Raw genomic sequence first — 12819 nt, 5'->3', positions numbered from 1 at the left:
AATGTTCAGGAGCTTAGACCTTCCCATGATGGGAAGGTCAAGGGGCCAGGTGCCTGTTTCTTATCAAAGGCGATGGCGGAGAGCGGCGTGGATATCCGGTTCGTCCAAGGCGGCATCGAGGGTCGAGGACAGGCGCTCGATGAGCAGGTCGATATCCTCGCAGGAGCAGCACAGCGGTGGCGCGAAGCCCAGGATGTCGTCGGCGAAGGCCCGGAAGATCAGTCCGCGCTCCCGGCCCAGGGTGAGGAGCCGATCAGGCAGTCGTAGAGACGAGTCGAATTTGGTCTTGCGCGCCTTGTCGGTGACCAGTTCCACGGCACCCAGCAGCCCCCGGCCCCGGGATTCGCCCACCAATGGGTGCTCTTCCAGCTCGCCCAGGCGCTGCTGGAAGTAGGCGCCCACCCGCTGACCGTTGGCCAGCAGGCCGCCTTCTTCGTAGAGTCTCAGCACTTCCAGGCCTACCGCACAGCTCACCGGATGACCGGAATAGGTGAAACCGTGTCCCACTGGCTTACCCGCTGGAGCATTGTCGGCGATGCCCCGGTAAATCCTTTCGCTGAGCACCACGGCACCCAGTGGGGCATAGCCGGACGTCAGGCCCTTGGCCATGGTCATCAGGTCCGGGACCACGCCTTCGTCTTCCAGGGCGAAGAGCGGGCCGGTACGGCCGAAGCCGGTTATCACTTCATCCACCACCAGCAGGATGCCGTACTCGCGGCATACCTGGTGCATCGCCTTCAGCCAGCCACGCGGCGGGACGATGATGCCTCCCGAGCCTTGGATGGGTTCACAGAAGAAGGCGGCCACGTTCTCCGCACCCAGACGCTCGACAGTTGCCCGCAGGGCTCTCACGGATTCGGCGATGATGGCTTCCTCGCTTGGGCCAACGGGGTTGCGGTAGGGGTAGTAAGAGGGAATGTGGTGCTGGAATGCTGAAGGACCGTCGAAATGATCATGGAACAGCGGCAGGGCGGTCAGTCCCGAGCCGGTGCTGGACGAGCCGTGGTATCCCCGTTCCAGGGCGATGAAGTGCTTGCGCTGGGGGGCGCCGGTGACGTTGTGGTAATAGCGGATGAAGCGTACGGCACTGTCGACGGCGTCCGAGCCACCGAGGGTGAAGTAGACATGGTCGAGATCCCCCGGGGTGCGCTGTGCGATGGCCTCGGCGAAGCGGATGGATGGCTCGCTGGCATAGTGGAAATAGCCGGTGGCATAGGGCAGTTGTCGCATCTGCCGGGTGGCTGCCTCGGCGACACTATCGTGACCGTAACCGATGTTGACACACCACAGTCCCGAAAAACCGTCGAGATACTGACGCCCCTCGCTATCGCGCAGGTAGGCGCCACTGCCGGATTCGAGAATCGTGGCTCCTCGTTGCTCGTGCGAACTCCAGGAGACTACCGGATGTACCAGGTGTGCCCGATCCAGCCCATGTAGATAGTTGTTCCCCATTTCGTGCCCCTCCCTCACTTGCGCCTACGGTTGTGCATTGAAGACATTTGCTGATTGTAGACAAAATAATGTTAACAAAATGCTTTAATCAATCTATCTTTCCACTAATCTGGCAAAAATAACAACACAGCCGGCAGGATGTTCTGCGAGAGACCCTTTGCTTTATGAACCACCAGCGCGCGCCGCTGGACAACATCAAGGTGTGTCAGATCTGGTTTCTTGACCTTCCCAGCATGGGAAGGTCTAGGTTTCTAAACACTGCCATCACGGCACACCCAAAAGAATAAGAACAAGAGCGGCAGGATGCCCCGCGAGAGGTTCTTCGCTACATGTCGTTTTGCACAATAACAAGCTAGAGGGGTAGACAATGTTGAATGTTCAAAATTACCTGAAGGCGGCTCCTTCCCTGCTTCGAGGGGTGGCGGTCGCTGCCATGATCGGCCCTATGGCCGCTTCGGCCTTGGCCGCCTCTGGAGGAAAGGTCGTCTTCGGTGAGCTGTTCACCCCGGCCTCGGGGTGGGCGCTGGAGACCATCGATTCCTATGTGTTGTCGCGGGCCGGATGCCTGGAGTCACTCACGTATATGGACTACGACGCCTCGATAAAGCCGGCACTGGCCGAGTCGTGGGAGCAGGTGTCGCCGACAGAATGGGAGTTCCAGTTGCGCGAAGGGGTGTCATTTCATGATGGAACTGCGTTGACGCCGCAAGTGGTCAGCGATGCGCTGAACCGGGTACTGAATGTGGCTTCTCCGCCGCGCGGATTCAATCCCGGTGTGATCGAGTCTGTGGAGCCGGCGGGTGAGCGCGCCGTTCGCGTCATCACCAAGTCTCCGGACGTTTTCGTGCCTAACCGCGTGGCCAGCACCAATACTGGAATTCTGTCGCCGGCAGCATTTGCCAACGGCGGCATCAACCCGGTAGGACACTGCACTGGCCCATTCGAGATCGTTCGCGAGATTCCCCGTCAAGGCCTGGAACTCAAGCGTAACGAAGACTATTGGGGTGGTGAGGTACAGTTGGCCGAAGCAGAGGTGCGCTATATTCCTGACGGGAAGGTGCGCTCTGTGATGGTGGAAACCGGCGAGATTCATATCGCTCGCCAGATACCGGCGTCGGCGCTAGCTCAATTGGAGCGTTCGGGTTCGCTGGAGGTGAAGACCATCGAGGCGCCGCGCACCACCACGCTCTACCTCAATAATCGTGTCGCACCATTGGACAACATGAAGGTTCGCCAAGCGATTCAGAGCGCCATCGACGTGACGGGTATCGCTGAGGCAGTCTATGAAGGCTCAGTGAACCCGGCGGTGGGGCAGTTCTCACCGAACACGCCCTGGGCGCCGGAGAATGCATCCGTAATTCCCCAGGACTTGGAACGGGCCCGCCAGCTACTGGCGGAGTCGGGAGTGCCGGCGAGCGAGCTTCAGTTCGAGTTGCTGGCTTATGTGGAGCGACCGGTACTGGCTGATCTTGCAGCAGTCATACAGTTCCAGCTTCAGCAGTTGGGTATGAAAGTGAATATTCGGGTCTCGGAATATGGCGCGATCGAGCCACAGCTGCTCTCAGGCGATTTCGACATGGTCTTGCTGTCGCGAGGTTACCTCACCGATGTCGCCGATCCGATTGGCACGCTGGAAGCGGACTACGGTTGTGACGGTGGCTACAACCTGGCCGGCTTCTGTGATCCGCAGGTGGACGCACAGTTGGAAAAAGCCGGCGCCATGGTGGAGCCCGAGGCTCGCAATGCCATTTATCGAGAAATTGCCGCACGCTTGCAGGAAGAGGCGGTGAATGTGTTCTTGATCCACGAAACCATCAGCGAGGCGGTATCCAAGAACGTGGAGAACTACCAGGTGCATGCTTATGAGCGCACCGCCTTGCACAAGGACCTGAAGATTAACTCCCAATAGTGACTCCTGACGGGAAACGCTGGTGGGCACAACATGTCAGCGTTTCCCGACGAACCACTGTGCCGCCTTTAAGCGGGGTTCACTAGATCACTGGGAGGGTTGATAGCATGTGGATTTTCATATTACGCCGACTTGCGGTGCTTGCTCTGGCTTTATTGGTCGTATCGTTTCTGGTCTTCCTGATTCCTTACCTGGGAGATACGGATCCGGTGCGGGCGCTTGCCCGGGCACGTTTCGGTCGTCTGGACCTGGATGCGGCCGCCATCGAGACGTTGCGTATCGAGCTGGGGATGCACAGGCCCTTACTGGTTCAGTACTTGGATTGGCTGGGTAATGCCGTGACTGGCGATTTCGGCAATTCTTACATGAGCCGTGAACCGGTGATGGAGCAAGTCTGGTCAGCTCTCAAGGTGTCCATCGTGTTGACGTTGGCCGCTCTGGGTTTCGCTTTCGCGGTAGCCGTCCCCTGCGGCAGCATTGCAGCCCTGCGTCAGGGCAGTGCCTTCGATTCCATCGTCAAGTCGCTTAACCAGGCTTTCGTGGCAGTGCCTGAGTATTGGCTCGCCCCCATGAGCATTTTGGTATTCGCTCTCTATCTGGGGTGGTTGCCGTCGGCAGGCTGGCGGGGGCCGGAGTCAGTGATCCTGCCTGCCCTGGCCTTGTCTCTGCGTCCCATGGGTTATTTCACCCAAGTCATGCGAGCGTCGATGATCGACGTACTCAACTCGCCCCATATCGTGGCGGCACACAGCCGCGGCTTGAGCGTTCGGCGTACGCTGATCGCTCACGGCTTGCGCAATGCGCTGTTACCCGTGATCACGCTGTTCTCCGTGTGGATGGCCGGTCTGCTCGGCGGTGCGGTCGTCATCGAGGTCATCTTCGCGGTGCCCGGCATGGGGCGGCTGGTTTACTCGGCAATCGTCAATGGCGACCTTCCGGTCCTCCAGGCGGGGTTGGTCGCCATCGTCACCTTTGCCGTGTTGATCAACACGCTCACGGACCTGGCCTACACCGTTCTCAACCCAGTGGTGAGGATCGACAATGCCGCAGCTTAATACCCCAGTGTCTCCGGACAGTGTGCAGAGCATGAGATCGAGAATGGGCAACGTGCATATGGCGTGGTCCTTCGTTGTCCATATCTCCCGACACAACCGTACGCTGTTGCTGGCCAGCATCGTGTTCGCCACAGTGATCGTACTGTTGCTTCTCACGCCTTGGATAGCACTACACGATCCCTCGAGCATGACGCTCTCGGGTCGTTTTTCGGGCCCCAGTGCAGAACACTGGTTGGGGCTCGATCACCTGGGCCGGGATGTCTTCAGCCGTCTGCTCTACGGCGGCCAATTCTCGGTCTCCATTACTGCCATTACCCTGGTGATCGCGGCCGTGGTCGGCACGCTATTGGGGGCGATCAGTGCCAGGATCGGCGGAGCCGTTGACGAATTCCTGATGCGCATAGTGGATCTGGTGATCTCGTTTCCGGATGTGCTGGTGGCGCTGTTCCTGGTTGCCATTCTGGGGCCCGGTTATGGCACGCTGATCTTGGCGCTCACCCTGACTGGCTGGACGCCCTTTGCGCGCATGACACGCGGGCTGGCACTGGAAATCAATGCTAAGGATTACATCCGGGCAGCGGAGATACTCGGTTGTTCACGGAGCTACATTATCCTGTATCACGTGCTTCCGAATGTCCTGAGGCCGCTCGCCACGATAGCCTTCCTGCGTTTTGGCCACAAGTTGATCACGGTGGGCAGCCTGTCCTTCCTGGGACTCGGTGTGCAACCGCCTGATACGGACTGGGCCGCCATGCTGGCAGAAGCGCTTCCCTACCTGGATCGTGCCCCTTCGCTAGTGCTGATTCCCGGTCTGGCGATCTTCATTACCGCACTGAGTGTCACCTTGATCGGACAAGGCCTCGAGGCACACATGGATGAAAAAATGAAGTGGCGGCATGATAATAAGTGACTGATATTTCACTAATGATAATGAAGGGTTGCGCCATGATGAAGTTACATTCAGGACCAAAACCCGTGCTTCGATTGACCATGTCCAGCATGGTGACCGAACAAATTCGTGATGCGATTCTCTCCGGCGTCTATCCCCCAGGCATGCAATTGAACGAGAAACTGGTCGCCGAAAGCTGTGGTGTCAGTCGTGGGCCGGTCAGGGAAGCGATTCAACGTCTTCTGCAGGAAGGGTTGCTGATCAGTGTGCCTCATCGTGGAGTATTCGTACCGGAACTCACGGAAGACGATCTCGAAGATATCTACTTTACTCGTGACGCCGTGGAGCGTGCGGCATTGCGGCGAATCGTCCACTCCGATGCTAGGCAAGGACTTTCCGAACGGCTCCTGTCGATCGTGGAATCCATGCGCATAGCTGCCGAACAGGAAGACTGGGCTGAAGTCGCTGCCCAGGATATCCGCTTTCACTCCGAGTTGGTGAATGCTGCCGGCAGTCAGCGGCTGTCACGCTTGTTCGCTACGCTCATGGCGGAAATGGGGCTCTGCCTCAACCAGTTGCTTGGGGTATACCGCGGACGTGGGCGGCTGATTGAAGAGCATGAGTACTTGGCGAACCTGATAGCGAGTGGTGATGCGGAGCAACTCGAAGCGGCGATCGCCGATCACCTCCAGGAGCCGGTCGAGACCATCCGCAATGCGTGGGAAAAAGCGAGACAAGGAACGGTACAAACGACTATCACTCGTGCGGAGCAAAGCTGAGCCGGCAGAACTGAAACTGAATGAGCGACAATCACCCGAATAATCACAACGAGGGGGTTCCAGATGCTTGCCAATCAAACAATAATGCAGCACCAGGTACGACCGGAAGCCTGTGAACCGGTTCTCGAAGTCGAGCACCTCACGGTAGGGGTTCCCGGTGTCGGCGCTATCATCAATGACCTGAACCTGACGATTCGGCGCGGCGAAGTCGTAGCCTTGGTGGGTGAATCCGGATCCGGCAAGAGCATGACCGCGCGTAGCTTGATGCGCCTGATGCCCTCCGGCATCTCGATTCTCGAGGGATCGGTACGGGTGGGTGGGGAAGAGGTGCTTTCCCTGTCCGAGGACAGTTTCAATGAAATCCGCGGATCCAGGATTGCGATGCTGTTTCAGCAGCCACACGTGATGCTGGATCCGACCTGCACCGTGGGTGCCCAAGCCGGCGAGGCGTTACATGTTCACCAACACCTTTCCGCTGCAGAGGAACACGAGCGGGTCGTACAGTTATTTCGCGATGTAGGGATTCCCGAGCCCGAAGAGCGGATGAAGAACTATCCGCATCAGATGTCCGGTGGCATGGCGCAGCGTGTGATGATAGCGGCGGCGTTGAGTGGTGAACCCGACCTCCTCATCGCCGATGAGCCCACCACCGCTCTGGACGTCACCGTGCAGGCGCAGATTCTTCAACTCCTGGATCGCAAGCGCCGGGAGAACAATCTATCCATCCTGTTGATCACCCATGATCTTTCCGTCGTCTCGGCGATCGCGGACCGCGTGGCCGTGATGTACTCGGGAGAGATCGTGGAGCAGGGGACAACCGACGAGATCCTGCACAGCCCGAAGCACCCTTACACCCAGTCGCTGATCCACTGTGCGCTCCTGGAGTCGGACGAGTCGGGGCAGTTGTATGCCATTCCCGGTAACCCACCGGAACTGCTATCCAAGATGCCAGGGTGCCGGTTTCGTTCACGCTGCCAGGTTGCCGAAAAGTGGGGACACCCCGAAATCTGTTCGCGGGTCGCCCCGCCCATGGTCGAGCATGATGGTCCTGCCTGCTGCGCACGCTGCTGGGTCGGTGCGTCAGATGATATGCAGGCCCAGGCCATCAAGATCTGTCAGTCTGCTACGGAGGAGACGTCATGATGGCCGTCGAGGCACGATCCGAATCTCATTCCCCGTCTGCCATTCTCCAGATAACGGACGCAGTGAAATACTACCCGCTGCGTGGCGGTCTTCTGCGCCGGCGTCGGCAGGTGCGATCCGTGGATGGCATCAGCCTCTCGGTGGCTCCGGGCGAATCCCTGGGGCTGGTGGGCGAGTCGGGCTGCGGCAAGAGCACGCTGGCTCGGCTGATTCTCGGCATGTCGTCACTGACATCGGGGCATATCGATATCGATGGTATCGACGTCTCTGCGGCCAGGGGAGAGTCGCGCAAGCGTCTACGGCGCACCGTTCAGCTGGTGTTCCAGGACCCGTTCAGTGCGCTGGACCCTCGCATGACGATAGGCCGCAGCCTATATGCGCCGCTGTCCCAGAATCGCATCGGCACCAGGCCCGAGAGATTGCAGCGGATTCTCCGTGCCTTGGAAGATGTGGGCCTGGATTCGAGCTTCATCAACCGTTACCCCAGCCAGTGTTCCGGTGGTCAGTTGCAGCGGGTGGTGATTGCTCGTGCCCTTCTCCTCGACCCGCAAGTGCTGGTGTGTGACGAGCCGACGTCGGCACTAGACTCCTCCATGCGTGCCCAGATATTGAACCTCCTGGCCTCCCTGCAGAAACGCTACAACCTTACCCTGTTGGTCATTTCTCATGACCTGCGCGTCGTTCATTACCTGTGTGAGCGAGTGGCCGTGATGTATCTGGGCCGCATCGTGGAAGTCGCCGAGAGCGAGGAGCTCTTCAACAATCCGCGCCATCCTTATACGCGCTCGCTGATCAATGCCTCCATGCTCGAAGAGACAGGGCTTGATGGGTGCACCATGGCGCGCGGTGAACCGCCGAGTCCGCTCGATCCTCCCTCCGGCTGCAGCTTCCATCCTCGCTGTCCCATCGCCAGGGCGGAGTGCGCGCGAGCTCTCCCGGATTTAATTGCGATCAGCGATGGGCACCAGGTTCGCTGCCCATTCCACTCCGCTGTGGAAGAAAGCGGTAGCCTCGCCATCCGTACGGATATGGCAGAGATGCGGTAGAACCAACCACCCTACTTGGATCAACAAGAAAAGCGAATAAAACCCATGCCCTCGAACACCACGCTTGACGTTCCGGTGTGCCATCGCGAACGCGTGGCCGGTTAGCGGCGCCAACCATGTTTGAACCGCTGCGTGACTGGCGATATCGCCGCTTGTTCTCTGCCCAGTGCATCGCGCTACTGGGCACCGGCCTGACCACCATCGCGCTGGCACTGCTGGCTTTCGAGTTGGCGGGGGAGAGGGCAGGGGTGGTCATGGGTACGGCGTTGGCCATCAAGATGGGGGCCTATGTCGTCGTCGCGCCGCTGGCTCAGGCTTTCGCCGAACGCTTGCCACGGCGCCAGGTGCTGATCCTGCTGGAACTGCTGCGTGGGGTCATGGTGCTTGTGCTGCCCTTCGTCACCGAGGTGTGGCAGATCTACGTGTTGATCTTCGCCCTGCAGTCGGCATCGGCGGCCTTCACGCCGACGTTGCAGGCCACCATCCCCGCCGTGCTGCGCGAGGAGCGGCTCTATGTCAAGGGGCTTGCCCTGACACGGCTGACGCACGATCTGGAAAACCTGATGAGTCCACTACTGGCGGCCTATCTGTTGACCCTGGTGTCCTTCAACCTGTTGTTCGTCGGCACGGCTGTGGGGCTGTTCGCTTCGGCCGCGATCATCGCGATGACTGCGCTTCCGCACTTCGAACGTGCCCAGCAGCGTTCCTTCGCCACCCGTGCACTGCGCGGAGTCAAAATTTTCCTCAACACTCCCAGCTTGAAAGGGCTCACGGCCATCCACTTCGCCATCGCAGCGGGTGGCGCCATGGTGGCGGTGAACACCGTGGTCTACGTACAGAGCGTCTTGGGGTTGGGGCAGCGTGACGTGGCACTCGTCATGGCGTGCTTCGGTGCCGGCTCCATGACGGTGGCGTTGCTGGTGCCGCACCTGCTCAATCATATGAAGGACAGGGCTATCATGCTGGTGGGGTGCATCATCACGGTGGTTGCGCTGGGCATCGGGGCATTGGCCCCTCAGACCTTATGGAGCTTGTTGCTGCTGTGGCCACTGCTGGGGGCTGCTCTGGGAGCGGGTGTGACCACTGCAGGCAGAGTATTGATTCAAACGGCGAGCGAAAGCGACCGCCCGGCCGTATTCGCGGCACACTTCTCCATTGCCCATGCGGCTTGGCTAGTGACTTATCCCACTGCCGGCGTGGTGGGGGCCTGGTTCGGTATGGAGTCTGCCTTCCTGGTGCTTGGCATACTGGCGTTGCTGGGAACTTTGCTGGCTGTGCGGGCCTGGCCAGCGAGACTGGCCGTCACGGTAGAGCATGTGCACGCGGATCTGCCTTTGGATGACCCGCACCTGGTGGATGCCCAAGGTCAGCGGCATTCCCATCCTATCGTGATCGATGACCTGCATGGCACTTGGCCAATGGCAGGTGGCAGAGTGGAACGTCTATAAATGGGATATCCACCGGTCGATATCGCGTTGCTCCTTCCAGGGTGGTGCGTGCGACAAAAAATGCGGGAGCAGCGCTCCCGCTAAACACAGGAAGGTGTTTCAGAACTCGGATACCTTGCCCCAGGCTCCTCGGTTCAGGCGAGCAAGCTTGTATTGGTGATGATCGACAAAAGGTGTTTTGCCCATCACCATTTCGGCGATCAAACGTCCGGCGCCAGGACCGATACCAAACCCGTGACCGGAAAAGCCGGCGGCCAGCAGGAAACCGGGCAGGTTCGACGCCTCGTCGATTACCGGTACGCCATCGGGCGTACTGTCGATATAACCTGCCCAACTCGCCTGTATCGGCACCGCACCGAGAGCGGGTAATAGGCGCCGTGCGCGGGACAAGGTTTCATTCAGAATCCCCTCCGACGGGCATGGGTCGAGGATGCGGATACGCTCCATCGGGGTGGGGCGGTCGAGCGCCCATTTGCTGCGGGTCTCGTGACCGGACTGCCAGCCCTGCAGATCACCGGGGGAGAGAATGCGCCAGCGTTTGGCGAACATTGGCAGGAACTTCGTTGCGAACCGAAGTTGCTGAGGAGTCGGGTCCACATTGGCCCGTCCTGAAACTGCCAGGGTATAGCCACCATCTCCACGTCGGGTGACCGATACCTCTGCCGTGTGCAGAGCGTCGGGCAGACCTTTGGCGCCTGGCATGACCGAGAGAATGGAAGAGCGGACCGATGCCTGCGGAAAGCGGATATCGAGCTGGCGGCAGAAGGACGAGGCCCAGGCACCGCCGGCCATCACGACCTGAGTGGTTTTGATCACCCCTTTCTCGGTAATCACTCCCGATACCCGCCCGGCTTCGGTCTCGATTCCACGTGCCGCACAAAACTGATGCACCGTACCACCATGCTTGAGGATGCCCTTGGCAATCAGGGGCGCAGCCCGGGACGGATCGGCAATCCCGTCCGATGGCGAAAAAACACCACCCTTCCAGGGTTTGCCGGTGGCTTGACCGCGCTCCGAGGCCTCGGCAGCACTCAACATGTGCGTCGTGACCCCTTGGGTGATCGCGAAATCACGCCATTTGCTCCAGCCGTCCAATTCGGCCTGATTGTCCGACAGGTAAAGCAGCCCGCAACGGCGAAAACCGAGGTCCTCGCCGAGTTCGGCGGTTATTTCTTCCCAGAGTTCGAGGCTCTTGGTCGACAATGGCAGTTCGCGCGCGTCGCGGTTCTGCTGGCGGCACCAGCCCCAGTTGCGGCTGGATTGTTCTGCGCCTATGCGACCCTTCTCGAGAAGGGCCACATTCAGGCCCTGACGGGCCATGAAATAGGCCGCGCACACGCCGATGATGCCACCGCCGATGACAACCGTATCGGCGCTTTTTGGCAGGTCAGGCGTGGACGGAATCGTTATCAACGGAGCCGGCATAGGGTTCTCCTGGCCTGGCTATCAATTGTTATACCGCTTCAGAGCGAAGAATACAGCCACGCTGCCAAAGCGGTTACCTGCGTCAATGCTCTATTTGTCCGTTCAGCTCAGCAGTTCGCCTAAACGGTCGAGCGCTACACCGGGGCATAAGTGGTGCAATGACGGCATAACGAGCATGCCATGCATCAGGCGAGATTGCCCTGGCACAGATATTTGGTCGCCATGTAATCGTCGAGGCCGTAGCGCGAGCCTTCGCGTCCGTAGCCTGATTCCTTCACCCCGCCGAAGGGGGCCGACTCGGCGGCGAGCGCACCTTCGTTGATACCGACGAGCCCGGTTTGCAGCCGCTCGGCAAGGCGCCAGATGCGGGTGACATCGCGGGAGTAGAAATAGGCAGCCAGACCGTATGGCGTGTCGTTGGCCGCGTCCACGACTTCCTCCTCATCCCGGAAGCGGAACAGCGGGACCACCGGGCCGAAGGTCTCGTCCTGCGACAGTTCCATCTCGTGGCTGGCATCGCCGAGGACGGTGGGGGCGTAGTAGTTCGGCACATTGGTATCGCCGCCGCTCAGGCGCTGGCCGCCCGTCAGCAGACTGGCGCCGCGGGCCAGGGCGTCCTGCACGTGACGTTCGATCTTGTCGACGGCGCGGGCGTTGATCATCGGGCCGATCTGGCTGTCATCGTGATCACCGGGACCGACGCGAAGCGATTGGACGCGAGCCACCAGCTTGTCGGCGAAGGCGTCATAGACCGACTCTTGGACATAGACCCGGTTCGGGCTGACGCAGGTCTGGCCGCCGTTGCGGAACTTGGCAGCCATCAGGCCCTCGACCGCTGCATCGAGGTCGGCATCCTCGAATACGATGAAGGGAGCATTGCCGCCGAGTTCGAGCGAGAGGCGCTTGAGCGTGGGCGCCGAATCCCGGGCGAGCAGCTTGCCGACCGCCGTCGAGCCTGTGAAGGTGATCTTGCGTACCCGGCCATCGTCCAGCCAGGCGCCCACGACCTCGGATACCTGTTCGCGCGAGGACGTGACGATATTCAGCACACCTGCCGGCAGTCCAGCTTCCTCGGCCAGTGCGACCAGCGCGAGAGCGGTCAGGGGCGTATCCTCGGCCGGTTTGGCGACAACGGTACAGCCGGCGGCGAGTGCCGGTGCGATCTTGCGGACGATCATCGCCAGCGGGAAGTTCCAGGGCGTAATCGCGGCCACCACCCCGACCGGCTCCTTGGTGACCAGCATTTTCTTGCTGCGCACCGGCGTGGGGATGATGTCCCCGTAGCTGCGCACCGCTTCGGCCGCGAACCAGTCCACATAAGAGGCGCCGTAGGCCACTTCGCCGCGCGCTTCCGACATCGGCTTACCCTGTTCGCGGGAAATCAGTCGCGCGAGATCCTCGGTATGTTCCAGAATCAGCGCATGCCAGCGTTTGAGGAGCTGCGCACGCACCGCTGCCGGCTGCTGACGCCAGGAGTCGAACGCCTGGTGTGCCGCGACGGTGGCTGCCTGTGCATCCGCAGCTGTGCTGTCGGCAACGATCGCTATGGCTTCACCGGTCGCCGGGTCGCAGACGGGGTAGCTTGCGCCGACGACACTGCTACACCATTGCCCGCCGATAAAGTTATTGGAGCGCAGGAGGTCGGGACGATCGAGATTGAGAGCCATGTCTGC

The 12819-nt window shown here is 60.2% G+C and carries 10 protein-coding genes; 7 read left to right on the top strand and 3 right to left on the bottom strand.

From position 1 onward, the window contains the following. Window positions 1–63: 63 nt before the first annotated feature. Window positions 64–1452: an aminotransferase class III-fold pyridoxal phosphate-dependent enzyme gene (locus L861_RS05360; RefSeq protein ID WP_016415550.1), complete on the bottom strand. Its 1389-nt coding sequence runs from the start codon at window positions 1450–1452 to the stop codon at window positions 64–66. A gap of 367 nt (window positions 1453–1819) precedes the next feature. Between L861_RS05360 and L861_RS05355 the strand changes: the two genes are divergently transcribed. The 7 genes from L861_RS05355 (at window position 1820) to L861_RS05325 (ending at window position 9721) form a co-directional block, all read left to right on the top strand. Continuing rightward, complete coding sequence (locus tag L861_RS05355) at window positions 1820–3361, top strand: ABC transporter substrate-binding protein (RefSeq protein ID WP_016415549.1); 1542 nt, start codon at window positions 1820–1822, stop codon at window positions 3359–3361. A 107-nt stretch (window positions 3362–3468) separates the two neighbouring features. After that, window positions 3469–4416: an ABC transporter permease gene (locus L861_RS05350; RefSeq protein WP_016415548.1), complete on the top strand. Its 948-nt coding sequence runs from the start codon at window positions 3469–3471 to the stop codon at window positions 4414–4416. A gap of 43 nt (window positions 4417–4459) precedes the next feature. Further along, complete coding sequence (locus L861_RS05345; protein WP_016415547.1) at window positions 4460–5326, top strand: ABC transporter permease; 867 nt, start codon at window positions 4460–4462, stop codon at window positions 5324–5326. A gap of 65 nt (window positions 5327–5391) precedes the next feature. Then, window positions 5392–6084 (top strand): GntR family transcriptional regulator, encoded by a 693-nt coding sequence (locus L861_RS05340; protein WP_051283758.1) that lies wholly within the window; start codon window positions 5392–5394, stop codon window positions 6082–6084. A 63-nt stretch (window positions 6085–6147) separates the two neighbouring features. Beyond that, entirely contained in the window at window positions 6148–7227 is a 1080-nt protein-coding gene (locus tag L861_RS05335) for an ABC transporter ATP-binding protein (RefSeq protein ID WP_201766406.1), read from the top strand. Then, window positions 7224–8273, top strand: coding sequence for an ABC transporter ATP-binding protein (locus tag L861_RS05330; protein WP_016415544.1), 1050 nt, complete (start codon window positions 7224–7226; stop codon window positions 8271–8273). The genes L861_RS05335 and L861_RS05330 overlap by 4 nt, the downstream gene beginning before the upstream one ends. A gap of 116 nt (window positions 8274–8389) precedes the next feature. Continuing rightward, window positions 8390–9721: an MFS transporter gene (locus tag L861_RS05325; protein ID WP_016415543.1), complete on the top strand. Its 1332-nt coding sequence runs from the start codon at window positions 8390–8392 to the stop codon at window positions 9719–9721. A 99-nt stretch (window positions 9722–9820) separates the two neighbouring features. Here the strand turns inward: L861_RS05325 and L861_RS05320 are convergent, their stop codons facing one another. Beyond that, a complete protein-coding gene (locus L861_RS05320; protein ID WP_016415542.1) occupies window positions 9821–11146 on the bottom strand; it encodes an NAD(P)/FAD-dependent oxidoreductase in 1326 nt (441 codons plus the stop codon). 185 nt (window positions 11147–11331) lie between these two features. Next, a complete protein-coding gene (locus L861_RS05315; RefSeq protein ID WP_016415541.1) occupies window positions 11332–12813 on the bottom strand; it encodes an NAD-dependent succinate-semialdehyde dehydrogenase in 1482 nt (493 codons plus the stop codon). Between the last annotated feature and the right edge of the window lie 6 nt (window positions 12814–12819).

The organism is Litchfieldella anticariensis FP35 = DSM 16096, from assembly GCF_000409775.1.
Classification (GTDB): domain Bacteria; phylum Pseudomonadota; class Gammaproteobacteria; order Pseudomonadales; family Halomonadaceae; genus Litchfieldella; species Litchfieldella anticariensis.
The sequence above is the reverse complement of the archived record's forward strand: the minus strand, read 5'-3'. Positions and strand labels throughout refer to the sequence as shown.